Origin of the sequence: Actinosynnema sp. ALI-1.44, from assembly GCF_001984155.1 — a bacterium.
Taxonomy (GTDB): domain Bacteria; phylum Actinomycetota; class Actinomycetes; order Mycobacteriales; family Pseudonocardiaceae; genus Kibdelosporangium.
On the sequence record NZ_MTQO01000038.1, the window covers coordinates 195,421 to 219,589 of the forward strand.

The window sequence follows — 24,169 nt, forward strand, 5'->3', positions numbered from 1 at the left end:
GACGCGATGCCCGAACTGGTCGTGCTGACCGAACAACTGCTGGCCCCGGTCCCCGGTGGAACCGGCCGGTACACCAGCGAACTGCTGCACGCCATGGTCAAACAGGTGCCGTCGGGCTGGACGGTCGTCGGTGTCACGGCGAAGCACAAGAACCCCGCCGCCGCGATGGTCTCCGGGATCAGCGGCTCGCGGATGATGCCGTTGCCGCGCCGGGCGTTGACCTTGGCCTGGGAACGCGGGGTGCGGCTGTGGCCAGGCGGCGACGCCGTCCACGCGCCCACGCCGTTCGCGCCACCCGCGCCACGCCGAGGCCGCAGCCTTGTCGTGACCATCCACGACACCGTGCCGTTCACGCACCCCGAGACGCTCACCCGTCGCGGCGCCGCCTGGCACCAGGCGATGATCAGGCGCGCGACCCGGCTGGCGTCGGCCATCGTCGTGCCAACCGCGGCCGTCGCCTCCGAACTGGCCAGTTACGCACCGGGTCCCGCGCGCGTGCACGTCGTCGGGCATGGCGTGCCGGACGTGCTCACGCGTCTTCCCGCGCCGGACGTTGCCGAACGCATCGTGGAGCGCCTGCGGCTGCCTGAGCGGTATGTGCTCGCGGTCGGCACGGTCGAGCCACGCAAAGGCCTGGATGTCCTGGTGGAAGCCATGGCCAGGCCGGTGGCTCCGGACCTGCCGCTGGTGGTCGCCGGGCCGCCCGGGTGGGGCGGGGTCGACCTGGCCGGGATCGCCGCCGAGAGCGGACTGCCGCCGGGACGGCTGCACCTGCTCGGCAAGCTGACCGACAGGGAGCTCGCGGTCGTGCTGCAACGGGCGTCCGTGCTGGCCGCGCCCAGCATGGCGGAGGGATTCGGGCTGCCCGTGCTCGAGGCCATGGCCACCGGTGTGCCCGTCGTGCACTCCGACGCCCCGGCACTGGTCGAAGTGGCAGGCGGCACAGGTGTCGTGGCCAGGCGCAACGACCCCACGGCGCTGGCTGACGCGTTGCACAACGTGATCGACTTCCCCGAGCACACGGCTGGGCTCGTGCGTGCGGCCAAGGCCCGTGCGGCCAGGTTCACGTGGGCCAAGGCCGCCGACTCGCTGTGGCGACTCCATGTCGAGCTTCATAACGCTGCGCATCGCGGGCCAGTGTGAGTTACCCGGTTCGGCCCATACGCCCTTTCGTGGGGACGTAGTCTGCATGCGTGGTCAGTCCTGAACCCTCCGTGTTGATCGACGCCACGGCCGTTCCAGCGGACCGCGGCGGGGTCGGCCGCTACGTCGATTCGCTGGTGTCCGCATTGGACGGCGACGGCGCACGGATCTCAGTGGCCTGCCAGCTCAGGGACGCGGAGCTGTACTCGGCGCTCGCCCCGAACTCACGCATCGTGACCACGCGCGAATCGATCGAGACCAGGACAGCGCGGCTGGCGTGGGAACAGACGACCCTGCCGGGGCTGGTCCGGCGGCTGGGCGCGGACGTGCTGCACTCGCCGCACTACACGACACCGCTGGCCAACTCGGCGGCCTCGGTCGTCACGCTGCACGACGCCACTTTCTTCACCGACGCGGTGCTGCACTCGTCGGTCAAAGCACGGTTCTTCCGCGGTTGGACCCGCGTGGCCCTCAACCGCGCCACGCTGTGCGTCGTCCCCAGCGACGCGACCGCCGCCGAGCTGATCAGGGTCGCCCGTGCCAACCCGCGATCGATGGAGGTCGTACGGCACGGCGTCGACGTGGACCGCTTCCACCAGCCAACCCCCGAAGAGATCGACGCCGCGCGAGCCACCATCGGCCTGCCACGCATGCCGTACGTGGCGTTCCTCGGCGCGTTGGAGCCACGCAAGAACGTTCCCGCGCTGATCCGTGGCTTCGCCAAGGCGTGTGAAGGCCGCGCCAACCCGCCCGCGCTCGTCCTCGCAGGCCAACCAGGCTGGGACGGACAGGTCGAGCGCGCGCTGGACGCATTGCCGCACCGGCTGCGCGTGATCCGCGCGGGTTACCTGCCGTTCTCGCAGCTGTCCGGATTCCTCGGCGGCGCGGAACTGGTCGCGTACCCCAGCCTCGGCGAGGGGTTCGGACTGCCGGTGCTCGAGGCCATGGCCTGCGGTGCGTGCGTACTGACCACAAGCAGGCTGTCGTTGCCCGAGGTCGGCGGCGACGCGGTCGCGTACTGCGGTGTCGGCGCGGGCGACATCGGGGCAGCGCTGGCCGAGCTCCTCGACGACCCAGCACGGCGGTCCACGCTGTCGTCGGCGGCGCAACTGCGGTCGAAGGAGTTCACATGGGCCCAGTCCGCGGCGCAGCACCGGGCCGTCTACAGCCGGGCGATGGCCATCCACAGACGCGGATTGTGACTGTGACAGAATCCACGGCCGTGACCGAACCGAAACGTTATGGCGACGAGCTGGCGGTGGTCACCGTCACCTACTCGCCGGGCGAGACGATCGAACGTTTCCTCGACACCCTGGCCACAGCGACCGAGCGCCCGATCCAGGTGGTCATGGCCGACAACGGGTCGACCGACGGCGCCCCGGAGAAAGCGGCGCAACGCGACGGCGTGCGCCTGCTGAACACCGGCGAGAACCTCGGGTACGGCACAGCGGCCAACCGCGGCGCGGCCGAGTTCGGTGACGAGTTCGGCTGGATCATCGTGGCCAACCCCGACATCGAATGGGCCCCCGGCTCCATCGACGAACTGCTCAAGGCGGCGTCCCGCTGGCCGCGCGGTGGCGCGTTCGGCCCCCTGATCCGCGAGACCAACGGCGAGATCTACCCGTCCGCGCGGCTGCTGCCATCGCTGGGCAAGGGCGTGGGCCACGCGATCGTCGGACGCGTGTGGCGGGACAACCCGTGGACCAAGGCGTACCGGCAGTCCGACACCGAGGTTCGTGAACGCACCGCAGGGTGGCTGTCCGGATCGTGCCAACTGCTGCGCCGGGAGGCGTTCGACTCGGTGGACGGGTTCGACCCGCGCTACTTCATGTACTTCGAGGACGTCGACCTCGGCGACCGCCTCGGCAAGGCCGGGTGGCAGAACGTCTACGTGCCCACGGCCGAAGTCACCCACATCGGCGGGCACTCCACGTCCAAGGCGTCGGCGAAGATGCTCGCCGCGCACCACGCCAGCGCTTACCGGTACCTGGCCGACCGGCACCAGGGGCCGGAGTGGAAGCCCGTTCTGGCCGCCATCAAGGCCGGGCTGAAGCTCCGGCTCAAGATGGAGACCCGCAGCTGAAGCCTCGTGAGTGTTTGTCGGGGTTCCAACCCTGACAAACACTCACGACCAGGTTCAGGGGATGCCGGGGCGGGGGCGCGGTGGCTAGAACTTGCCGTCCAGCCGCTGCGACAGAGACGGGCGGGGGCTCGGCTTCTTCACCGTCGGCACCATGCCCTCCGGCTGGGGTTCGGGCTGCTGGGGCTCGGGCGCCGGTGTCTGCCGTGGCAGGCCGTGCGGCGGGGTTTCGATCTGGCCCTGGCTCGCCGGGAACGGCTGCGGACGACGCGGCGAAGGTTGCCGCTGCGTCGGCTGGGGTTCGGTCAGCGGATGCCCGACCACCATCGTGGCCTCGCTGTCCTGGTGGTTCTCGTCAAGGGAAGCCACGACCACCCGAGGGATCTGCAGCGTGTTCGCCGCGTCCATCGGGGAGATCGCGTCCTCCGGCGTCACCACGAAGGCACCGCGCGCGCGGGCGCGGGCCAGAGCGGCATCGGCTCGCTCCCGGGGATCCATGCTCCGGCCTCTCCCGCGTTGCCTCGAGCCGGCACCCACACCGGCTGTCCCGTTGCCATCAGAGTATCCCTAGTCAGGGCAGGCGTCAGGGAAGAACTGAAAACAGTATGTTGATCTTAGACGTACTCGGTCCTGCCGGTGTCACGCAGGATCTCGGTGAGGCGTTTGATGTCCTGTGCCCGATTGCGGTCGCACACGAGCACCGCGTCCGGTGTGTCCACCACGATCAGGTCCCGCACGCCGAGGGTCGCGACCAGGCGCCCGCCCGCCGGAACGGCGATCACTCCGGCGCTGTCGACCGTCACGACCTCGCTCGCCGCCGGTGTGCTCACGACTCGGGCGCCGTCCCTGGTGTCGGCCAGGAGCTCGCCGAGCGTTTCGAAGTCGCCGATGTCACTCCAGCCGAAGTCGCCGGGCACGGTCGCGACGAGACCGTCCGCCGCGGCGGGCTCCATCACGGCGTATTCGACAGCGACCTTGGGAATCGTGGCCCACAGCGCCTCGACCACGGCCACGCGCTCGTCGGTGTCCCATGCCTGCGCGATCTCGTCGACCGGTTCGAACACGTCCGGCCTGCGCTGGGCGAGCTCACGCAGGAACACGTCGGTCCGCCAGACGAACATGCTCGCGTTCCACAGGTACCGGCCGGATTCCAGGTACTCGGTCGCGGTCGCCAGGTCCGGCTTCTCCTTGAACTCCAGCACCTGCTGCTGCACGCCGAGTTCGGCGGTCCGGCTGCACTGGAGGTAGCCGTAGCCGGTCTCCGGCCGGGTGGGGGCGATGCCGATTGTCATCAACTTGCCATCGGCGGCACCCCGGGCGGCCTCCTCGACGGTCCGCGCGAACGCCTCGGTGTCCTTGATCAGGTGGTCCGCGGCGAACGACGCCATCACCGCGCCAGGGCTGCGCCGCTCGATCACCGCGGCGGCCAGCGCGATCGCAGCGCACGAGTCACGCGCCAGCGGCTCGATGAGGATGTTGCGCTCCGGGACCTCCGGCAGCTGTCTCGCCACGGCCGTCGCGTGCGCGGTGCCGGTGACGATGTGCACCCGCTCGGCCGAGGCCAGCGGTGCCAGCCGGTCGAAGGTCGCCTGCAGCAGTGAGCGCTCGGTGCCGGTCAGCGGGTGCAGGAACTTGGGGTTCGCAGCTCGGGATAGCGGCCACAACCTGGTTCCACTGCCACCTGCGGGCACAACCACATGGAGGTCCACGCGGTGAACCTTAACGTCGTGCCAATAGACCAAACGCACCACCGTAGGGTGACGGCCATGTCCGTCCGTGTCTGGCGGCCCGGGTACGAGCTCGACCTGGGGTCCGTCCTGCGTCCGCTGCGGCGAGGCGGTGGTGATCCCACATACGGGCGGACGCCGGGCGGCGCTGTGTTCCGTGCCACGAACACGCCCTGCGGACCGGGCACATTGGCCGTTCGCCGAGTCGGTGACGAAGTGCACGCCGAAGCCTGGGGAGAAGGCGCCGAGTGGCTGCTGGACGGCCTGCCCGCGCTGCTGGGCGCCGCGGACGACCCGACCGACTTCCACGCGCACCACGACATCGTCGCCGAGGCGCGCCGCGCGATGCCGGGGCTGCGGCTGGGCAGCACGGGCCAGGTCTGGGACCTGCTGGTGCCGTCGATCCTGGAGCAGAAGGTCACCGGCATGGAGGCGTTCCGGTCGTTCCGGGAGCTGTGCCTGCGGTTCGGTGTGGCCGCACCCGGACCCTTACCGCTGCGTGTCCCGCCGACACCGAAAGCCCTGATGTCCATCACCGACTGGCAATGGCACAAGGCCGGAGTGGACGGTGCGCGGCGGCGTGCGCTGATCGCGGCGGCACAGGTCGCCGGGCGCCTGGAGAAGGCAGCCGAGCTCAAAGGCGCGGAAGGTCGTGCGCTGCTGCGCAAGGTGCCGGGGGTCGGCGTGTGGACGGCGGCGGAGGTCGCCCAACGGGCATGGGGAGACCCGGACGCGGTCAGCTTCGGCGACTACCACATCCCCGGCAACGTCGGATACGCCTTGGTGGGCAAGCCCTTGGACGACGCGGGCATGCACGAGGTGCTCGCACCTTATGCGCCGCAACGGCAACGGGCCGTGCGGTACATCGAGGCAGCCGGGATCACCAAACCCCGGCGCGGACCACGGTTCTCGCCACGCGACTACCGCGCTATGTAACCAGATCCAGCATCGGCCGCAGCTCGTCGTTGGGCACGTCTCCGATCGGCCACCAGCGCAGGTCGTCGGACTCGTCACTGCGCACCGGCTGCGCCCCCGCCGGAGCGCGGACGGCGAACCGCACGTCGAAATGCCGCGTCGGCACACCGAGCGAGCACGTGATCGGGTGGACCTCGATGTGGATCGGGGTCGGGTCGATCGTCAGGCCGTCGATCCCGGACTCCTCGGCCGCCTCCCGCAGCGCGGCACCGGCCAGCGTCTCGTCCTCCGGCTCGCAGTGCCCGCCGAGCTGCACCCACTTGCCCACACGGGGATGCAGCGTCAGCAGGACGTTGTCACCGTCGAGCACCACGGCAGAGGCCGTGATGTGCCCGGCGACGCACGAACGGTCGCAGGCGTCATCCCGTGCCGCGAGGAAACCCAGGTACGCCTGCCGCAACGACTCCTGGTTCGGGTCGTTCGGCGTCCAGTTGTCCAGCACGGCCATCGCATCGGCATGTACACCCACAGCCGGAAACCTTAATTCACGTGACCCCGTGCCTATCGTGGGTGTTGTGACGTTGCTGAAGAAAGGCTCACGAGTCCTTGACGTCGACGGTGTGACGTACCGCTGGCGATTGCGTGGCCGCCCGACCTATGTCCAGGGAATGGGTTGGGGTCCGATGTACTTCGCGGCCGAACTGGCCGACGAGCCGGGCGCGACGCTGATCGTGGAGACCAGCCACACGCACCCGAGCAACTGGGTGGGCGAGCCCGCCACGCCGATCCTGCCCGCCGAGGTCACCAAGGCGATCAGGACCGCGCTGGCCGGTGGCTGGCGACCGGCCGAGCGCGGCAAACCGTTCCTCCTGGACCTGTCAGCGGGTTTCAAACCTGCATGAAGGCGTCCCCCGGTTCACGGGGCGGGCGCGGCGCGAGCGGGCCGTCTGTCGGGTAGCCGACCGCGACCGCGCCGAGCGGCTCCCAATCGTCAGGCAGACCAAGGACTTCACGCACGACAGGCGCGCAGAAGATGGTCGACGAGACCCAGCACGACCCGATGCCCTCGGCCGCCAACGCGACCAGCAGGCCCTGCACGGCTGCGCCACCGGCGATGGTGAACATCGTCCGTTCGGCCTCCGCGCGCTGCGGATCCGGGTACGTGTGCGCCCCTTCCCTGACGAGGAAAGGCAGGACGATTTCCTTTGCCCCGTACAGCAGATCACCGCGCTTGACGCGCCGGTCGATCCGTTCCTCCGACCAGCCGTCGGCCGCGAGGTCGGACCGCCACTGAGCACGCATCGCGTCGAGGAGCTCCTTGCGGCGCTCCTTGACGTGCACGAACCGCACTGGTTTCGTGTGGTGCGGCGCGGGCGCGGTCAACGCCACGCCGACCGCCTTGCGGATCGCGTCCTGCGGGATCGGCTCGTCGGTGTAGAACCGGACCGAGCGGCGCACGAGCACAGCCTCGGCGCGGCCCTGGGCCAGTGCTTCTTCCGTGCCCAGCCGGAAGAGGTCCTCTTCGGTCGCGCGCACCAGATCCCTGGCGGTCGAGCCGTCGTCGGTGACCGCGAAGCCGCGCACGACCGCGACCGGCATGCCGCCGGTCTTGCCCTTCACCAGGTCCGCGGCGCCCGCGAGCTCGTCGGCCACCGCGACCTCGGTGACCACCAGCTCGTTGCCCTGGCGGTCGACCTGGCCCGCGTACTTGTGCAGGACGCGCAAGCCGGACGAGCCGATCGCGGCGTCGGTCTGGCCCACCCGCCACGCACGGCCCATGGTGTCCGTGATCAGCACCGCGACGTCGGCACCGAGCCGCTCCCGCAACCCGGCGCGCAACGCGGCCGCCGACGCGTCCGGGTCCTCCGGCAGCAGAGCGAGTTCGTCACCAGCCACATTGGACGCGTCGATCCCCGAGGCCGCCTGCACGATCCCGAGCTTGTTCTCGGTGATCAGGGTGCGGTTCTTGCGCGCGATGACGCGCACCGCCTCGGCCTCGACCAGCCGCCTGCGCTCGGTGTCCCGTTCCTCGGCGTCGCTCGGCACAGTGACCAGCCGACCCTCGACTTTGGACACGACCTTGCTCGTCACTACGACGATGTCGCCGTTCTCCAGCCAGGGCGCGGCGTCGGCGATGGCTCCGGCCAGATCGTCACCGGGGCGGAACTCCGGCAACCCGGTCACGCCCATCACCGTGATGTTTCCGGCGCTCGCGTGATCGCTCATGGCTCGAGCCCTGCCATTTCCAGTGCGGCACGGACCATCTCGGCAGTGGCGTCCACATCCGACATCAACAGCGGAACCGCTCGTACGGCGACACCCGGCACGTCGGCGGCCTCGCCGGTGTGCACCAGCCATGCGTCGAGCACGCCGTCGTCGGAGCACTGGCGTGAGCCGTAGTACTGGCCGACAGCCTGCGAGCTCGTCTCGACACCGATCGCCGTCAGGCAGGCGTCCGCCATGCCCCGCAACGGTTTCCCGCCGATGATCGGGGAGATGCCGACCACCATCCCGTCGGTCTTGCGCAGCGCGTCCCGCAAACCGGGGACGGCCAGCACGGTGCCGACGCTGACAACGGGATTGGACGGGGCGAACAGGACGACGTCCGCCTCACCGATCGCGTCGAGCACGCCGGGCGCGGGCGCGGCCTCGTCCGCACCGACCGGGACGATGGAGTGCGCGGGCAGTTTGGCCTGGTAGCGCACCCACCACTCCTGGAAGTGCACGGCCTTGCGCTCACCCTCCGGGGTGTCGACGACGACGTGGGTCTCCACCCGGTCGTCGGTCATCGGCAGCAACCGGACACCCGGCTGCCACCGGTCGCACAACGCCTCGGTGACCGCGGAGAGCGGGTACCCGGCACGCAGCATCCGCGTCCGCACCAGGTGGGTGGCGATGTCCTTGTCACCGAGCCCGAACCAGTCGGGGTCGGCGCCGTACGCGGCGAGCTGCTCCTTGACCACCCACGTCTCGCCCCGCTGCCCCCACCCCCGCTCGGTGTCGATCCCGCCGCCCAAGGTGTACATGCACGTGTCGAGATCAGGGCAGATCCGCAGCCCGTGCATCCACACATCGTCACCGGTGTTCACCACAGCGGTGATCTCGTGCGGGGACTCGCCGGGACCCACCGCGGGCAGCCCGAGCAGTGCCTTCACACCAAGCAGGAACCGGGCTCCGCCGACCCCGCCGACAACAACGACGACCTTCACGGAATCGATCCTTGCACGGACCACCGACATCGCGCCGAAGGCCCTGCTCGGTGCGGGGCTCAGTACTGGGTGGTCGGCATGGTCACCATGTGCCGGATGTTGACGTGGGCGGGACGGCTGACCGTGAACGCGACGATGTCCGCGAAGTCCTCGGCGGAGAGGATGCCTGCCTCGGCGATCCAGCCCGTCAGGAACGCCGCCGCGTCGCCGGTGATGTCGTCGCGCAGTTCGCTCCGCACGAGACCGGGCTCGATGTTCGTCACCCGCACCCCAGCCGGGCCGAGTTCGGCGCGCAGCGACTGCGACAGGTACGTCACAGCCGCCTTCGTCGCGCCGTAGACGGCGTAGTCCTTGAAGTACTCGTGTGCGCCGATCGACGAGATGTTCACCAGGTCAGCGTGCCCGTCGGCGGTCAGGTCCGGGGTGAAGGCCCGCAACACCCGGAGCACGCCCGTCAGGTTCGTGTCGATCATCTTCTGCCAGTCGTCGAACGGCGCCGTGCCGATCGGGTCGGGGATCATCACACCTGCGCTGTTCACGACGAGGTCCACGCGGCCGAACGCCGCGTGGATCCGCGCGACGGCGTCGGCGATCGAGGCGTCCGACGTCACGTCGGCGGTCACCGCGATCGCTTCGCCGCCGTTGGCGTTGAGCTTCGCCGCGAGGTCGTCGATCCGGTCGCCGCGGCGGGCCAGCAGCGCCACGCGTGCGCCGTTCTCGGCCAGTGCGGTCGCGACTGCCGCACCGATTCCGCTCGCCGCGCCGGTGATCACCGCGGTACGTCCTGTCAGGTTCTCGTAGGTCATGGCGACAACGCTGCCGCCGCGGGTGGCCCGGTACGAGGCCCGCGTTTGACTGGTTCTGGCAGGGCCACCCTTGTCCGCCCATGCCGTTGCACACTGGTGGACGTGAGCAACGAGCTGGGTGAGTTCCTCAGGACGCGCAGGGCCCGGATCACGCCGGAGGACGTCGGGCTGCCGCGGATCGGCCGCAGGCGGGTGGCCGGGCTGCGGCGGGACGAACTCGCGCGGCTCGCGGGCGTCAGCGTCGAGTACTACACCCGGCTTGAGCAGGGCCGTAGCCCGAACGTGTCCGAGCATGTACTGGATGCCATCGGCAACGCGTTGTCCCTGAACGAAACCGAACAGGAGCACTTGCGTATCCTTGTGCGCCCCACGCGGCGCGCGCGCCCGTCGCCGCGCGGGGCCAAAGTCCGGCCGACCGTGCAGCTGATGCTCGACCAGATGGACCGGCTGCCCGCGTTCGTCTTCGGGCCGACGCTCGACGTGCTGGCGTGGAACCGGCTCAGCGACGCCGTCAGCGGGTTCTCGGCGGACGAGCGGCCCAACCTCTGCCGGGCGGTGTTCCTCGACCCGGCCGCGCGGGATTTCTATCCACAGTGGGCCTGCGCCGCCGAGGACACCGTCGCGGTGTTGCGCTGGATGGCCACCCGCAACCCCGACGCCCCCGGCCTGGCCACCCTGATCGGCGAGTTGTCGCTGGGCAGCCAGGCGTTCCGGGAACTGTGGGCCAGGCACGACGTCAGGGAGAAGACCGCGGGCACCAAGCGGATGAACCATCCGATCGTGGGCGAGCTCGACGTCGCCTACGAAAGCTTCCCGGTGCCCGGCCAGGCCGTGGACATGGTGCTCGTCACCTACGTGCCTGAGCCGGGCTCACCCACTGCGGAGAAGCTCGCGGTGCTGGCCAGTTGGGCCGCGTCCGAAGGCTCAGCGCCAGAACATGAAGGTCCCGTAGCCGAGCGCGGCGCTGTACCGCGATCCGCCGACCGCGTCGAAGATCGAGTACGCGATGTCGAAGAAGGCGCTGCCGACGGCGGGTAGGCCGATCAGGACCGCGAACAGGATCAGCGGCGCCCACTGCCTGGCCTTCTGCCCGAACACCTGCGCCTTGTACGACAGGTAGGGCTCGATCGCGCCCCAGCCGTCGAGGCCCGGCACCGGCAGGATGTTCAGCAGGAACGCCATGAACTGCAGCAAGGCCAAAAAGGACAGTCCGGCGGACAGCGGGGTGATCTCGCCGTCCGGGAAGAACAGTTGGACGGCGATCGTCAGCAACGCGCCGAGCACCAGGTTGGTCAGCGGGCCCGCCAGCGAAACCCACGACTCCACGCGCTTGTTCCGCAACGCGTGGTGGTTGATCCAGACCGCGCCGCCCGGCAACGGGATCCCGCCGATCAACAGGAAGATCAGCGGCAGCACGAAACTCAGCAGCGGGTCGGTGTACCGCCGGATGTCGAGTGTCAGGTAGCCCTTCCACTTCACCTCGCGGTCTCCGCCGCGGTACGCCACAATGGCGTGGCCGAACTCATGCAGGCAGAGTGAGACCGCCCACCCACCGAGAACGAGGATGACCACACCGGCGGTGAGGGCGAACTCACTTTCGACGATGGTCAGCACGCCGCCGCCGACGGTCACCGCGAGCAACGCGAGGAACAGCGGGCTGGGCCGAGTGTGTTGTGTCCGCACGACTCCAGTGTGGCAAGGACCCGGGGCCGGCGGTGAGCGGCCTCCTGCCGGATGCATGCCGAGCCTCTTCACCCGATCGGTCAAAGAACCGGACTTTCCTCGGCAAATACCGTCACCCACGTGGGTACTTAGCTTGACCGGCCGGGACTACACGGGTGTAATCACAGAGATGTCATTCGCCGAATGGGAGGGCGGGTGGCGTCCGCCAACCGGGGAGTGGAAGGCGGGGAGGTGGACGGATCATGATGGCCGACGAAGGGGACCGAGTCGTGGAATGGGGGGACGCGCCGACAGAGGATCTGGGCGTCCTTGTACATCTCTTCGACACGGCGGAGGACGAGCAGGAGTGGCAGGAGCGCGCGCTGTGCGCCCAGACCGATCCTGAGGCGTTCTTCCCGGAGAAGGGCGGCTCGACCAGAGAGGCCAAGCGGATCTGCCAGGGCTGCGAGGTGCGTTCCGAGTGCCTCGAGTACGCACTCGGGCACGACGAGCGCTTCGGCATCTGGGGCGGCCTGTCCGAGCGGGAACGCCGCAAGCTGAAGAAACGCGCGATCTAGCCCGCGATTCGGGGTCCGGTTTCGCGGCGGGTGTCCGTACGGTGTCTACTCGCGAGTAGGAGTAGAGCCCGACGGAGGTAGCCGGTGCGTCCCCAGCTCAGGACTGTGCCCGTGTTCGCGGTCCTGGTCTGCCACGACGGCGAGGAGTGGCTGCGCCTGGCGCTGTCCGCGTTGCGGCGCAGCACGCCACGGCCGCGGCACGTGGTCGCGGTCGACACGGGTTCGGTGGACGGCACCGCGAAACTGCTGGCAGCGAGCCCGGACGTGATCGACGGCGTGATCACGCTCGACCGTTCGGTGAGCTTCGGTGACGCTGTCGCGAAAGCGCTTGCGCACGGCGTCGAACGCTGGGGAGACCCCGGCGGCTGGTTGTGGCTCCTGCACGACGACAGCGCGCCCGACCAGCACTGTCTCGGCACTTTGCTGACGGCGGCGGACCTGTCGCCGTCGGCGGGTGTGCTCGGACCGGTCGCGGTCGACTGGCACGAGCCGAGGCTGATCGTCGAAGCCGGGTTGTCGACCGACGCCTCCGGCCACCGGCAGACCGGCATCGGCTCGGGTGAGGCGGTCAGGGCCAACCAGATCGAGCAGAGCAGCGAGGTGCTCGCGGTCCCGTCCGCCGGCCTGCTGGTGCGCCGTGAGCTGTGGGAACGGCTCGGCGGTTTCGATTCGGCCGTTCCCGGTCAGTTCGATGACGTCGATTTCGGATGGCGGGCCAATCGGTCCGGAGCTGTCGCATTGTGCGTGCCCGCCGCCCGGATTCGACACGCCCGGGCGCGACGCGCCGAGAATGTGCGGTCAAGGGCGAACGGGATACGCACTTTCCTGGCGAATTCCGGGTTGATTTCGTTTCTGATCGGCGTTCCGCGGCTCGTTGTGCTGAGCCTGCTGCGCGGGCTCGGATTCCTGCTGATCCGCCGGATTTCCCGGGCGCGTGCCGAATTCGTCGCGGCAGGCAGGCTGCTCGGCGGCCGGATGAAGCTCGTGCGCGCCCGGCGTGACCGGCGGGAACTCGGTCCCAACAGCAGTGTGCGCGGCTTGTTCACCAGTCGCTTCACCCGGCTGCGCAACACGTTCCGCGGTGCTGTCACGGTCCTCGTCCGCCGCAGGGTCGAAGCCGACGCGGCGCTCGGCGAGGAACCGGCGAACGTCTGGGTGCCACCGGAGGAGGCGCACCGCCCGGTCGGTCCGGACGCGCTCCCGGCGGGAGCGTTGAGCCGGACCAAGGTGCGCCGCACGGCGGGCCTGCGCCGCCCGCCGGCTGCGGTCGCCGTAGCGGTACCCGTCGTACCGAAGTTCGGTACCGGACCGAAGCAACGGCGGCCCAGCCCCCGGCCGCGGCCGTCGCCCGTGCCGCGCGACGGCACGGCCGCGCCGCAACCGGAAGTGTTCCTGGTCCAGGTCGACCGCGGCCGTGTGCTCAAGCAGATCCTGCTGGCGCCGCCACTGCTGCTCGTGCTCGTGCTCGTCGTGGTCGGGCTTGCGGTCAACTGGAACCGGCTCGGCCTGTCGATGAGCGGCGGCAGGCTGCTGCCGATCACCGCGCTCAGCGGGTTGTGGACGGAGTACCTGGCCGGATGGCACGCCGGATCAGGCGGAACGGCGTCCCCGGCGCCCGCGGCCCTTGCGGTGCTGGGGATCCTGGGCGGCAAGGCGGGCCTGTTGCTGCTCGGCGACCTGCCGCTGGCCGGGTTGAGCGCCTATCTCGCGACTCGGCGAATGCCTGTCCGGCGCGGTGTTCGAGCCGTCATCGCCGGGGTGTACGCGTTGCTGCCGCCCGCCGTCGCCGCTGTCTCGCAAGGCAGACTGGACGCTGTTGTCGTGCACATCCTGGTGCCGCTGGTGGTTGCCGGAATCGCTTCCGTGCTGTCCGGGGCTTCGCGGTCCTGGTTGTCCGTCGCCGCCGGGTCTTCGCTCGGCCTCGCCGTGATCGGCGCGTTCTCCCCGCTGGTACACGTGGTGGTGCTGGCGTGTGCGCTCGGCGGGTTCGTCCTGGTCGGCGGGCAGCGCGGGGACGGCGGCCGCCGTGCGGCCGCGTTGTTCGCGATCGTGTTGCTGCCACTGGCATTGCTGCTGCCATGGCCCGCCGTGCTGATCCAGTACCCCGGCATCGTCGTGCACGGTGTCGGGGCGTGGGTGCCCGCGGGAGCGAGTTCCGGCTCGGTCGTGCTGATGATCGTCGTCGCTGGTGCCGTGCTGACGGGGCTGGCCGTCCGGCCGGGGCGCGGATCGTTGCCGGGGTTGGGGCTGCTCGTCCTCGGGCTCGGTGCCGTCGCGGTGGTCCGGTTCATGCCGATGGCGCCGGTCAGTGGTGGTGAGCCCCAACAAGGTTGGCTGGGCACGCCGATGATCGTCGCCGGGTGGGGCCTGCTGTGGGCGCTCGCCGGGTCGGCGCCCCGGCCGCGTCCGGCGGTGACCGTCGGCGCCGTCGTGCTCGTTGTCCTGGCAGGCGGCGCGTTCCTGCTCGGCCGTGGCGGTCCGCTGACCGACGGCGACGGTGTCCAGCTGGGAACGACGCCCGCACGCGAACTGGCCGAGTCCGGGCGAGGGGTGCTGGTGCTGGCACGCGGCGACGAGCCGGTGCGTCAGTCCGCCGGCCGGATGCCTCAGTACGGCGACGACGACCTGGTCCCGGTCGCGTCGGCAAGAGCACGGATCCAGCGCTGGGACAACGACTTCCGCTCGGCCGCGCCGGACGTCGCGAAGGCCGCCGTCGCCTCGGCGGCCGCCGCGGGCGTGCTGTTCGTCGTCATGCCCGACCAGGACACCGGCAACCGGTTGCGGACCGCGGCAGGCGACCTGGTGTCCCCGACGACGTCCACTTCGGACGGACGGCCGGTGCTCCGGCTCCAGCCCGCGGCGGGCCGTGCCGTCCTGCTCGCCCCCGAACTGGCCAAACAAGCGGTCACCGGCGGCAACCCGCCGACCACGCTCGGCGCGGGCGGGATCGTCCCGGTCGACGCCGGACCGCCCGAGGTGGCCGTGCGCGTCTCGGACGGGTCGGAGGGCCGTCTGCTGGTCATCGCCGCAGCCGAAGAGCCGGGCTGGCGCGCGGAGGTCAACGGACGCCAGGTGCCGGTGGTCCGGGCGTGGGGCAACCTCGTCGGCGTCGCCGTGCCCGCCCGGTCGGCGGACGTCCGGGTGGAGTACTCGTCCAGCCTGCGGGCCTTCCTGCTGCTGATCCAGGGGGCGGCGCTGCTGTTCACACTCCTGACCGCCATCCCCAGCCGCCGGAAGACCTCGTGAGTGGTTAAGCCGGTTCCAACCGGCCCAAAACACTCACGAGCCGCCCTCGATGGCGTCCGGGTCGACGCTCAGGTAGTTGGCGACCTGCTCGACCAACACGTCGTGCACGAGGTCCGCCAGTTCGGCGCTGTCCTTCGCACGGGCCTCCAGCGGGCGCCGGTAGAGCACGATCCGGGCACTCGTGGGGTTCCCGCGCCGGTCCATGCCCGCTGGCACCAGGCGGGCCAGCGGCACGCCCCCGTCGGCCAGCACGCCGTCCTGCGGCGGCGTGCCCGGTGCCTCGATCTCCGGGACGTCGTCGACCGCGACATCCAGCTTGGTCAGCTCGGTGCGCCAGCGGGCCTCGATCGGCTCGAGCGCGTCCAGCACGAGCGCGTCGAACTTCTCCGCGCGGGTGCTTGCGGCGGGCAGCGTCGAGGGGTAGAGCGGCCCGCGCATGCCACGGCCATGCCGATCCCGTCCGCGACGCGACGACGACCGGCGACGGGGCGTGACCACCTTCGAAGCACCTCCAACGCATACGTCTAGGGCATTCAGGGTACTGGGGGCGTGTCGCCGGTGTGCCTGGCTGCCTGCCGAGGAGAAACGCGCTATCGTCCACGATCGTGCGGAATGTGCGGCGTTGTTCGCGGACCGGGTGTGTGAATCCGGCCGTCGCGACGCTGACCTACGCCTACGCGGACTCCACCGCGGTCGTCGGCCCGCTCGCGACGTACTCCGAACCGCACAGCTACGACCTGTGCGAAGAGCACGCGATGCGGCTGACCGCCCCCCGGGGCTGGGACGTGGTCAGGTACGACGGCGAATTCGCCGCGCCTGAGCCATCCCATGACGACCTGACGGCGCTGGCCGAGGCGGTCCGCGAGGCCGGACGGCCCGATCGGCCCGTCGACGGCCCCGACCCGAACGCGGCCGCCGGGCGCCGCGGCCACCTGCGGGTCCTGCCCGATCCCGTCGCGGAATAAGGGACCTAATAGGCTCCCTGGCAGGACGATCCGACCCCGGGAGAGCTTGTGCGCGACCTGTCCGCCATCTTCAAGGCATACGACATCCGCGGCTTGGTGGGCGAACAGCTCGACGCCGACGTGGTCCGTGAGATCGGTGCCGCGTTCGCGCGGCTGGTCGGCGGCCCCGCCGTCGTCATCGGTCACGACATGCGTGACTCGTCGCCAGGCCTGTCCGGCGCGTTCGCCGAGGGCGTGACGCGCGAGGGCGTCGACGTCGTCAGCATCGGCCTGGCGAGCACCGACATGCTGTACTTCGCCTCCGGCAACCTCAACCTGTCCGGCGCGATGTTCACCGCGAGCCACAACCCGGCCGCGTACAACGGGATCAAGCTCTGCCGCGCGGGTGCCGCGCCGGTCGGCCAGGACAGCGGCCTCGCCGACATCCAGCGCGACGTCGAACTCGGCATGCCCGAGAACGGTGCCGCCCCGGGTGAGGTCGAGCAGCGCGACATGCTCGACGCGTACGCCGGGTACCTGCGCCAGCTCGTGGACCTCTCGACCAGCCGTCCGCTCAAGCTCGTGGTGGACGCGGGCAACGGCATGGGCGGCTACACCGTGCCGAAGGTCTTCGACGGCCTGCCGTTCGAGATCATCCCGATGTACTTCGAGCTGGACGGCTCGTTCCCGAACCACGAGGCCAACCCGCTGGATCCGAAGAACATCGTCGACCTGCAGGCCAAGGTCCGCGAGGTCGGCGCGGACGCCGGGCTCGCGTTCGACGGCGACGCCGACCGTTGTTTCGTGGTCGACGAGAACGGCGACCCGGTCTCGCCGAGCGCCATCACGGCCCTGGTGGCCACCCGTGAGCTGGCCAAGGAGCCGGGCTCGACGGTCATCTACAACCTGATCACCTCGAAGGCCGTGCCGGAGATCGTCACCGAGAACGGCGGCAAGCCGGTCCGCACCCGCGTCGGGCACTCGTTCATCAAGCAGGAGATGGCCAAGACCGACGCCATCTTCGGCGGCGAGCACTCGGCCCACTACTACTTCCGCGACTTCTGGCGCGCCGACACCGGCATGCTGGCCGCGATGCACGTACTGGCCGCGCTGGGCGAGCAGGACCGGTCGTTGGCAGAGATCACGGCGGTGTATGCGCGTTATGCCGCCTCCGGCGAGATCAACTCCACGGTCGACGACCAGAAGGCCAGGTTGGCGGCGGTCAAGGAGACCTACTCGGCCCAGGACGGCGTCACGATCGACGAGCTCGACGGTCTCACCGTCGAGCTGCCTTCCGGCGCGTGGTTCAACCTCCGGCCGTCGAACACCGAACCGCTGCTCCGGCTCAACGTCGAAGCCGCGGACGACGCCGCGGTGGCCGCGTTGCGTGACGAGGTGCTCACCATCGTCCGCGGTTAGGCCACACTGGAAGCAGGAAAAGGGAGGACCCGTGGCCGTACAGCTCGATCCGCAGTTGCTCGACATCCTCGCGTGCCCGTCGGACGACCACGCGGCGCTGCGCCCCGGCACCCCGGACGACCCGGACGCCGACGCGCTCACCTGCACCTCGTGCGGTCGCCAGTACCCGGTGACCGACGGCATCCCGGTGCTGCTGCTCGACGAGGCCACGCGACCGGAATCACAGACCGCGAACGAGTGAGTCCGGTGACTGACGACACCTTGCTCGACGACCCCGCCCGGCTGTCCGAGGCCGACAGCGAGGGGCTGCTGCGCGCCTCGGCGCAGGCCGGTGCCCAGGTGCGGTCGGTCGTCGAAACCGCCGCGGAGATCGGCGTCGAACGCGCGCTGGCCGACGTCCGCCCGCGTGCCCTGCTGCTCGTGACCAGACCGGGGCACGGCGGCGCACTGGCGGACCTGCTGGTCGCGTTGCTCGGTCCGGCGTGCCCGGTGCCGATCGTGGTCACCGACGAGGTGCCCAGCTGGGTCGGCCCGCTGGACGTGGTGATCACGCACACAGAGGACCCGGGTGACCGCGTGCTCGCCGAGTCCATCGGCCGTGCCACGCGCTACGGCGCGACGGTCGTGGTCACGGCTCCCCAGGACGGTCCGGTGGCGGCCGCGGGTGCGGGGCGTGCGCTGTTGCTGCCGCCACGCGTGCCCGTCCCGCCCGGATTCGCGTTCCCCCGGGCGCTCACGGCCGCTCTGCTCGCCCTGACGACCATGGGCCTGCTGCGCGTCGACATGGACCGGTTCGCCGACGAGCTCGACAAGGAGGCCGAGAAGGGCCATCCCGCGCACGAGTCGTTCGTCAACCCGGCGAAATCCCTGGCTCTGCGCCTGTTCGACCGGGTCCCGCTACTGTGGGGACTGGACCCGGCGGCGACAGCGGTGGCGGCACACGCTCGTCACGTCCTCGCCGCGCATGCCGGGTTTGTCTGCGATGTCGGCTCCTACGCCGACGCGCAGACCCGGTTCGCGCTGCACCGGGCGGCGGTCAGGTCGACGTCCGGTCAGGGTATCTTCGACGACCCGGACGACTTCGTCGGCGACCCGACAGCGATGCTGCGGGTGCAGTTGCTGGCGATCAGCTCCGGACCGGCGGCGGACGCGGCACGCACCATGGCCGCGGACACGCTGCCGGGTGCGGACGTACTGGTGCCCGCTGAGGAGGTCGGCGCGGACGAGCCGACCAGAGCGGCAGTGCTCGCGCTGCGCTTCGAGCTCGCGGCGCTGTATCTCGGCCTCGCGGCCGGGACGATCGGCGGGTCGGGCCGGTACGCCTCCGCTGGCGTCTGACTAGGGAGAGTTTGAGAGTGGAGTTGCTGCGCAACGCTGTGCGGCCCTACGCGTGGGGGTCGCGCACGACCATCGCCGAGCTGCTGGGGCGGCCGGTACCGGCACCGCACCCCGAGGCGGAGCTGTGGATGGGCGCGCACCCCGGCGACCCGTCACGCGTCGACGGCGACCGGTCGCTGCTCGACCTCGTCGACGCCGATCCAATTGGCCAGCTCGGCACCCGGTGCGCGGACCGCTGGGGCAACCGGCTGCCGTTCCTGCTCAAGATCCTCGCCGCCGAAGAGGCGCTGAGCATGCAGGCCCACCCGTCGGCCGAGCAGGCCCGTGAGGGCTACGAGCGCGAGGAAGCCGCCGGGATCCCGAGGGACGCCAACCACCGCAACTACCCGGACCCCACGGCCAAACCCGAGCTGATCTGCGCGCTGACCGAGTTCCACGCGCTCGCGGGCTTCCGCGACCCGCACGAGACCGTTCGGCTGCTGCGCACGCTGGAGACGCCCGGCCTGGCGCCGTACACCTCGTTGCTGGAGGGCCAGCCGGACTCCGACGGGCTGCGCGCCCTGTTCACGACGTGGATCACGCTGCCGCAGACGTCACTGGACGTGCTGCTGCCGGAACTGCTCGACGCCTGCGTGTTGCACGTGAAGGAACACGGCGAGTACGACCTGGTCTGCCGCACGATCCTGGAACTGGGCGAGGCCCACGAGGGCGACGCGGGCGTACTGGCCGCGTTGCTGCTCAACCGGATCGTGCTCGCGCCGGGCGACGCGATCTACCTGCCCGCCGGGAACCTGCACACGTACCTGCACGGCACCGGCGTGGAGATCCTGGCCAATTCGGACAACATCCTGCGCGGCGGCCTGACACCCAAGCACGTCGACGTGCCGGAGTTGTTGCGCGTGCTGGACTTCAGCTGCGGCGAGATGCCGGTACTGAGCGGTTCGCCGGTCGCGCCCCGGATGTGGCTGTACCCGACGCCCGCGCCGGAGTTCGAGCTGTCCCGGCTGGAATGGGGCAAGGACGAGCGCGAGCCCGTCGAACTCGTCGCCGAGGGCCCGCAGATCCTGGTGTGCACGGCCGGTGCGGTGCGGCTGCTGGGCGCGGACGGCACCAAGGTCGAACTGGCCAGGGGGCAGTCGGCGTGGCTGCCCGCGTGCAATCCCGACGTCCAGGTCGTCCCGGTCGAGGGCGCCCCGGCCCAGGTGTTCCGGGCCACCGCAGGCGACTGAACTGCTCGTGAGTGGTTACCGGGGTGAGAACCCGGATAACCGCTCACGAGGTCTTTCCGGTCGTGGTCTAGGGTTCGACCGGACAATCCGGACGCATCTGGGAGGGCACGTGTCTGCAGGGGGCGGGACGAAGGCCATCATCGCCGCGTTGCTGGCGAACGCGGGCATCGCCGTGGCGAAGTTCGTGGGATACCTCATCACGGGGTCGTCGTCGATGCTCGCGGAGTCCGTGCACTCGCTCGCCGACACGTCCAACCAGGGCCTGCTGCTGCTCGGGCAGAAGACCGCGAAACGCAAAGCCAACGTCGAGCACCCGTTCGGCTACGGCCGTGACCGGTACTTCTACTCGTTCATCGTCGCGCTGATGCTGTTCACGCTCGGCTCGGCGTTCGCGCTCTACGAGGGCATCCACAAGCTCCAGCACCCCGAGCCGCTGTCGTCGCCGCTGGTGGCCGTGATCATCCTGGTCGTCGCGATCGGCCTGGAGACCTACAGCTTCCGCACCGCGATCGTGGAGTCCCGGCTGATCAAGGGCGACGCGACCTGGTGGCAGTTCATCCGCCAGTCCCGCACCCCGGAACTGCCCGTGGTGCTGCTCGAGGACGCGGGCGCGCTGTTCGGCCTGGTGTTCGCGCTGATCGGCGTCGGCCTCGCGACCATCACCGGCGACCCGGTCTGGGACTCGATCGGCACCCTGACGATCGGCGTGCTGCTCGGCGTGATCGCGATCATCCTGATCATCGAGATGAAGAGCCTGCTGATCGGCGAAGGCGCGACACCAACCGAACTGGACACGATCGTCGACGAGCTCGCGGCCGGCCGGATCGAGCGCGTGATCCACATCAAGACCCAGTACATCGGCCCGGACGAGCTCCTGGTGGCCGCGAAGGTCGCGATGACGTCCGGCCTGCCGGTCGAGGACGTCGCGCAGGCGATCGACGACGCCGAACAGCGCGTGCGCGCCAAAGTCCCCGCCGCGCGGTTGATCTACATCGAACCGGACCTGGACCGCAGCACCGCGCCGACTTCGTGAGACCCCTCCCGGGCCTGTTCCCGACAGTGACACCGTAGGCTCCTTCCCACGCACTGTCGGGGCGCGTGGTTAGGAGGCAACGGTGCCTGGAACAGGCTTGTGGCGGACGAAATCCGTCGAACAGTCGATCTCGGACACGGACGAACCGGATACCAAACTCCGCAAGAACCTCACCGCTTGGGACCTCACGGTTTTCGGTGTCGCCGTCGTCATCGGGGCGGGAATCTTCACACTGACCGCGCGGACTGCCGGTGACCTCGCTGGTCCGTCGGTGGCGTTGGCGTTCGTCCTGGCGGCGATCGCGTGCGGGTTGGCGGCCTTGTGCTACGCCGAGTTCGCGTCGACCGTCCCGGTGGCCGGGAGCGCTTACACGTTCTCGTACGCCACTTTCGGCGAGTTCGTCGCGTGGATCATCGGATGGGACCTCGTGCTGGAGTTCGCGGTCGGCGCGGCCGCGGTCGGCAAGGGGTGGTCGGAGTACCTGCAGATAGTGCTCGGCTACGTCTTCGGCAAGGGCTTCTCGACCACTGCAACCGTTTTCGGCCTGCACGTGGATTGGGGCGCGCTGCTGCTCATCGTCGTGCTGGCCACGCTGCTCACCGCCGGGACGAAGCTCTCCTCCCGTGTCAGCCTGGTGATCACGGGCGTCAAGGTCGCGATCGTGCTGTTCGTCATCATCTACGGCCTGTCGTTCGTCAAAGCCGAGAACTACTCGCCGTTCATCCCGGATCCCGCGCCGCCGACCGCGACCAGCGCGACCGGGGTGGACCAGTCGCTGTTCTCCGTGTTGGCCGGAGGCGCGACGAGCACGTACGGCGTCTTCGGTCTGCTCGCCGCCGCCAGCCTCGTCTTCTTCGCGTTCATCGGGTTCGACGTGGTCGCGACGACCGCGGAGGAGACCAGGAACCCGCAGCGTGCCGTGCCGCGTGGGATCTTCGGTTCGCTGGCGATCGTGACGGTCCTGTATGTCGCGGTTTCCCTTGTTGTGGTCGGTATGCAGCCGTACACGCAGTTGGCGACGAACGCGCCTCCCGCCGGTGGCAAGACTTTGGCGTCGGCGTTTGCCGTCAACGGCGCGGACTGGGCGGCCACGATCATCTCGATCGGTGCGCTCGCCGGCCTGACCACGGTCGTGATGGTGCTGATGCTCGGCCAGACACGTGTGCTGTTCGCGATGTCGCGTGACGGCTTGTTGCCGCGCAGCCTCGCCAAGACGAACAAGTTCGGAACGCCGGGCCGTACGACCATCTTCGTGGCGATCCTGGTGGGGTTCGCGGCCACGTTCTTCGAGGCAGGCCAACTCCTCGAGATGGTGAACGTCGGCACGTTGTTCGCGTTCATCCTGGTGTCGGCCGGTGTGTGGGTGCTGCGCAAGAGGCGCCCAGACCTGCCGCGCGGCTTCAAGGTGCCGTGGGTGCCGGTGATCCCGATCCTGGCGATCCTCGCGTGCCTGTGGCTGATGCTGAACCTGTCCGTGCTGACCTGGGTCCGGTTCCTGGCGTGGATGGTGCTCGGCGTGGTCGTGTACTTCGTGTACAGCCGCAGGAACTCTCTGCTGGGCAAGCGAATGAAGGACGATGCCGAGAATAGCGTGTCTTGACGTCGGTTCGACGTGGACCAAGGGCGCGCTCGTCGGCGACGACGGCACGCTCCTGGCCACGGCACAACACGCGACGACCCCGCCGGAAGTTCTCGACGGGGTCGTCGCCGTGCTCAACCAGTTGGGCCACGCCGACGAGGTCCTGGTCTGCTCGTCGGCGGGAGGTGGGCTGAGGCTCGCGGTCGTCGGGCATGAACGGCTGATCAGCGCCGAAGCCGGGCACAGGGTCGCGCTGTCCGCGGGCGCGAAGGTCGTGCACGTGTCGGCCGGTGAACTGGACGGCGCGGGTATTCGCGCGTTGCGCGCTGTCGAACCGGATGTGGTGCTGTTGGTCGGCGGAACCGACGGCGGTGACGCGAGAGTGTTGTTGCACAACGCGGCGGCGTTGGCCCGCAACCGGATCCGGCCGCCGATCGTGCTCGCGGGCAACCAGCACGCCCGGCTCGAAGCGCTCGAAGTGCTCGCCGGACGCACGGTGGTGCCGACCGCGAACGTGCTGCCGGATGTGGGTGAGCTCGAACCGGGACCGGCGCGCGCGGCGATCCGCGAGGTGTTCCTGAACCACGTGATCGGCGGCAAAGGCCTGTCGCGTGGTCGGAAGTTCCGCGACATGGTCCGTGCGGTCACCCCGGACGCCGTGCTCGCGGGCGTGTCCCAGTTGGCCAGTGAGGACGCGGTTCTCGTGGTCGACGTCGGCGGCGCGACGACGGACGTCTACTCCGCAGTGTCCATACAGGATGAACAGGACCGTGCGGTCGGCCTGTCGAACGACCGGCGGACGGTCGAAGGCGACATCGGGATGCGGTGGTCCGCCTTGGGCATCGTCGCGGAGGCCGAGGCGGAGCGGCTGCCTTCCGACGGTCTCGCGGAGTTCGCGCGGCGCAGGTCGTCGGCGGTCGGCTTCGTACCGGAAACGCCGGAAGAGTCCGCTGTGGACATGCGACTGGCCGGGCTGGCCGCGATCATCGCGGTCCGCCGTCACCTCCGGCTCGTCGACGGCAAACTCGGTCCACGCGGAGCCGGTCTGCTCGTGCTGTCGGGCGGGGTCTTCCGGCACGCGGGCGACATCGGCCCGGTCGTCGACGCGCTGCGCGCGGATCCCGTGCTGCGGCCCGCGATCCGGGAAGCGCGGATCGTGGTGGACCGTGACTACGTGCTGGCGCCCGCCGGACTGCTCGTGGGGGACCGGAAGGACGCTGCCGCGTGGAAGCTGTTGACCACGTTGGACAGCGCTGAGTAG

At 70.0% G+C, this 24,169-nt stretch carries 24 protein-coding genes; 16 read left to right on the top strand and 8 right to left on the bottom strand.

Annotated elements, in window-relative coordinates; translation table 11 throughout:
• The first annotated feature begins 6 nt into the window (after window positions 1–6).
• The 3 genes from ALI144C_RS12635 (at window position 7) to ALI144C_RS12645 (ending at window position 3,226) form a co-directional block, all read left to right on the top strand.
• Complete coding sequence (locus ALI144C_RS12635; RefSeq protein ID WP_076987265.1) at window positions 7–1,143, top strand: glycosyltransferase family 4 protein; 1,137 nt, start codon at window positions 7–9, stop codon at window positions 1,141–1,143.
• A gap of 71 nt (window positions 1,144–1,214) precedes the next feature.
• Window positions 1,215–2,345, top strand: coding sequence for a glycosyltransferase family 4 protein (locus ALI144C_RS12640; protein ID WP_076987266.1), 1,131 nt, complete (start codon window positions 1,215–1,217; stop codon window positions 2,343–2,345).
• 20 nt (window positions 2,346–2,365) lie between these two features.
• A complete protein-coding gene (locus tag ALI144C_RS12645; protein ID WP_076987324.1) occupies window positions 2,366–3,226 on the top strand; it encodes a glycosyltransferase family 2 protein in 861 nt (286 codons plus the stop codon).
• Window positions 3,227–3,310: 84 nt separating this feature from the next.
• Here ALI144C_RS12645 and ALI144C_RS12650 read toward each other — a convergent pair whose 3' ends face one another.
• Both ALI144C_RS12650 and ALI144C_RS12655 read right to left on the bottom strand, forming a co-directional pair.
• Entirely contained in the window at window positions 3,311–3,721 is a 411-nt protein-coding gene (locus tag ALI144C_RS12650) for a hypothetical protein (RefSeq protein WP_076987267.1), read from the bottom strand.
• A 116-nt stretch (window positions 3,722–3,837) separates the two neighbouring features.
• A complete protein-coding gene (locus ALI144C_RS12655) occupies window positions 3,838–4,932 on the bottom strand; it encodes a mannose-1-phosphate guanylyltransferase (protein WP_076987268.1) in 1,095 nt (364 codons plus the stop codon).
• 57 nt (window positions 4,933–4,989) lie between these two features.
• Between ALI144C_RS12655 and ALI144C_RS12660 the strand changes: the two genes are divergently transcribed.
• Window positions 4,990–5,886, top strand: a complete 897-nt coding sequence (locus ALI144C_RS12660; protein WP_076987325.1) for a DNA-3-methyladenine glycosylase family protein — start codon at window positions 4,990–4,992, stop codon at window positions 5,884–5,886.
• Here the strand turns inward: ALI144C_RS12660 and ALI144C_RS12665 are convergent.
• Window positions 5,879–6,373: an NUDIX hydrolase gene (locus ALI144C_RS12665; protein ID WP_076987269.1), complete on the bottom strand. Its 495-nt coding sequence runs from the start codon at window positions 6,371–6,373 to the stop codon at window positions 5,879–5,881. The two genes, ALI144C_RS12660 and ALI144C_RS12665, sit on opposite strands and share 8 nt — an antisense overlap.
• Before the next feature lie 67 nt (window positions 6,374–6,440).
• On the opposite strand from ALI144C_RS12665, the gene ALI144C_RS12670 reads away from it, so the two are divergent.
• Window positions 6,441–6,767 (top strand): hypothetical protein, encoded by a 327-nt coding sequence (locus ALI144C_RS12670; RefSeq protein ID WP_076987270.1) that lies wholly within the window; start codon window positions 6,441–6,443, stop codon window positions 6,765–6,767.
• Here the strand turns inward: ALI144C_RS12670 and ALI144C_RS12675 are convergent.
• From ALI144C_RS12675 to ALI144C_RS12685, 3 genes are read right to left on the bottom strand one after another with little or no spacing between them, the layout of a single operon-like run.
• Complete coding sequence (locus ALI144C_RS12675; protein ID WP_076987271.1) at window positions 6,754–8,091, bottom strand: coenzyme F420-0:L-glutamate ligase; 1,338 nt, start codon at window positions 8,089–8,091, stop codon at window positions 6,754–6,756. The genes ALI144C_RS12670 and ALI144C_RS12675 overlap by 14 nt on opposite strands.
• Complete coding sequence (gene cofD, locus ALI144C_RS12680; protein WP_076987272.1) at window positions 8,088–9,074, bottom strand: 2-phospho-L-lactate transferase; 987 nt, start codon at window positions 9,072–9,074, stop codon at window positions 8,088–8,090. The genes ALI144C_RS12675 and cofD overlap by 4 nt, the downstream gene beginning before the upstream one ends.
• Before the next feature lie 59 nt (window positions 9,075–9,133).
• Entirely contained in the window at window positions 9,134–9,880 is a 747-nt protein-coding gene (locus ALI144C_RS12685) for an SDR family oxidoreductase (RefSeq protein WP_076987273.1), read from the bottom strand.
• A 102-nt stretch (window positions 9,881–9,982) separates the two neighbouring features.
• On the opposite strand from ALI144C_RS12685, the gene ALI144C_RS12690 reads away from it, so the two are divergent.
• Entirely contained in the window at window positions 9,983–10,918 is a 936-nt protein-coding gene (locus ALI144C_RS12690) for a helix-turn-helix transcriptional regulator (RefSeq protein WP_076987274.1), read from the top strand.
• On the opposite strand, the gene ALI144C_RS12695 is transcribed toward ALI144C_RS12690, so the two are convergent.
• Window positions 10,805–11,563 carry a site-2 protease family protein gene (locus tag ALI144C_RS12695; protein ID WP_076987275.1) on the bottom strand — a complete coding sequence of 253 codons (759 nt, stop codon included), beginning with the start codon at window positions 11,561–11,563 and terminating at the stop codon, window positions 10,805–10,807. The genes ALI144C_RS12690 and ALI144C_RS12695 overlap by 114 nt on opposite strands.
• 242 nt (window positions 11,564–11,805) lie before the next feature.
• On the opposite strand from ALI144C_RS12695, the gene ALI144C_RS12700 reads away from it, so the two are divergent.
• Together ALI144C_RS12700 and ALI144C_RS12705 are read left to right on the top strand one after the other, a co-directional pair.
• Window positions 11,806–12,120 carry a WhiB family transcriptional regulator gene (locus ALI144C_RS12700; RefSeq protein WP_076987276.1) on the top strand — a complete coding sequence of 105 codons (315 nt, stop codon included), beginning with the start codon at window positions 11,806–11,808 and terminating at the stop codon, window positions 12,118–12,120.
• A gap of 84 nt (window positions 12,121–12,204) precedes the next feature.
• On the top strand, window positions 12,205–15,366 hold the full coding sequence (locus ALI144C_RS12705) for a glycosyltransferase family 2 protein (RefSeq protein ID WP_076987277.1): 3,162 nt from the start codon (window positions 12,205–12,207) through the stop codon (window positions 15,364–15,366).
• A 33-nt stretch (window positions 15,367–15,399) separates the two neighbouring features.
• Here ALI144C_RS12705 and ALI144C_RS12710 read toward each other — a convergent pair whose 3' ends face one another.
• Window positions 15,400–15,804, bottom strand: a complete 405-nt coding sequence (locus ALI144C_RS12710) for a metallopeptidase family protein (RefSeq protein WP_076987278.1) — start codon at window positions 15,802–15,804, stop codon at window positions 15,400–15,402.
• A gap of 176 nt (window positions 15,805–15,980) precedes the next feature.
• On the opposite strand from ALI144C_RS12710, the gene ALI144C_RS12715 reads away from it, so the two are divergent.
• The 8 genes from ALI144C_RS12715 (at window position 15,981) to ALI144C_RS12750 (ending at window position 24,169) form a co-directional block, all read left to right on the top strand.
• Complete coding sequence (locus tag ALI144C_RS12715; RefSeq protein WP_076987279.1) at window positions 15,981–16,331, top strand: DUF3499 domain-containing protein; 351 nt, start codon at window positions 15,981–15,983, stop codon at window positions 16,329–16,331.
• Between the two features lie 48 nt (window positions 16,332–16,379).
• Complete coding sequence (locus ALI144C_RS12720) at window positions 16,380–17,729, top strand: phosphomannomutase/phosphoglucomutase (protein WP_076987280.1); 1,350 nt, start codon at window positions 16,380–16,382, stop codon at window positions 17,727–17,729.
• A gap of 31 nt (window positions 17,730–17,760) precedes the next feature.
• On the top strand, window positions 17,761–17,970 hold the full coding sequence (locus tag ALI144C_RS12725; protein WP_076987281.1) for a Trm112 family protein: 210 nt from the start codon (window positions 17,761–17,763) through the stop codon (window positions 17,968–17,970).
• Window positions 17,971–17,975: 5 nt separating this feature from the next.
• Window positions 17,976–19,067: an SIS domain-containing protein gene (locus ALI144C_RS12730; RefSeq protein WP_076987326.1), complete on the top strand. Its 1,092-nt coding sequence runs from the start codon at window positions 17,976–17,978 to the stop codon at window positions 19,065–19,067.
• A gap of 17 nt (window positions 19,068–19,084) precedes the next feature.
• Window positions 19,085–20,296: a mannose-6-phosphate isomerase, class I gene (manA, locus tag ALI144C_RS12735; RefSeq protein WP_193441180.1), complete on the top strand. Its 1,212-nt coding sequence runs from the start codon at window positions 19,085–19,087 to the stop codon at window positions 20,294–20,296.
• A 109-nt stretch (window positions 20,297–20,405) separates the two neighbouring features.
• Window positions 20,406–21,329 carry a cation diffusion facilitator family transporter gene (locus tag ALI144C_RS12740; RefSeq protein WP_076987283.1) on the top strand — a complete coding sequence of 308 codons (924 nt, stop codon included), beginning with the start codon at window positions 20,406–20,408 and terminating at the stop codon, window positions 21,327–21,329.
• Between the two features lie 82 nt (window positions 21,330–21,411).
• Entirely contained in the window at window positions 21,412–22,929 is a 1,518-nt protein-coding gene (locus tag ALI144C_RS12745; protein WP_076987327.1) for an amino acid permease, read from the top strand.
• Window positions 22,907–24,169, top strand: a complete 1,263-nt coding sequence (locus ALI144C_RS12750; protein WP_076987284.1) for a glutamate mutase L — start codon at window positions 22,907–22,909, stop codon at window positions 24,167–24,169. The genes ALI144C_RS12745 and ALI144C_RS12750 overlap by 23 nt, the downstream gene beginning before the upstream one ends.

What these genes read in the sequence shown, in the direction of transcription:
- ALI144C_RS12710 (WP_076987278.1), bottom strand. Translation starts at nt 15,804, where the DNA reads ATGCGCGGGCCGCTCTACCCCTCGACGCTGCCCGCCGCAAGCACCCGC.
- ALI144C_RS12675 (WP_076987271.1), bottom strand. Translation starts at nt 8,091, where the DNA reads ATGAGCGATCACGCGAGCGCCGGAAACATCACGGTGATGGGCGTGACC.
- ALI144C_RS12660 (WP_076987325.1), top strand. Translation starts at nt 4,990, where the DNA reads ATGTCCGTCCGTGTCTGGCGGCCCGGGTACGAGCTCGACCTGGGGTCC.
- ALI144C_RS12650 (WP_076987267.1), bottom strand. Translation starts at nt 3,721, where the DNA reads ATGGATCCCCGGGAGCGAGCCGATGCCGCTCTGGCCCGCGCCCGCGCG.
- ALI144C_RS12700 (WP_076987276.1), top strand. Translation starts at nt 11,806, where the DNA reads ATGATGGCCGACGAAGGGGACCGAGTCGTGGAATGGGGGGACGCGCCG.
- ALI144C_RS12685 (WP_076987273.1), bottom strand. Translation starts at nt 9,880, where the DNA reads ATGACCTACGAGAACCTGACAGGACGTACCGCGGTGATCACCGGCGCG.
- ALI144C_RS12635 (WP_076987265.1), top strand. Translation starts at nt 7, where the DNA reads ATGCCCGAACTGGTCGTGCTGACCGAACAACTGCTGGCCCCGGTCCCC.
- ALI144C_RS12750 (WP_076987284.1), top strand. Translation starts at nt 22,907, where the DNA reads ATGCCGAGAATAGCGTGTCTTGACGTCGGTTCGACGTGGACCAAGGGC.
- ALI144C_RS12665 (WP_076987269.1), bottom strand. Translation starts at nt 6,373, where the DNA reads ATGGCCGTGCTGGACAACTGGACGCCGAACGACCCGAACCAGGAGTCG.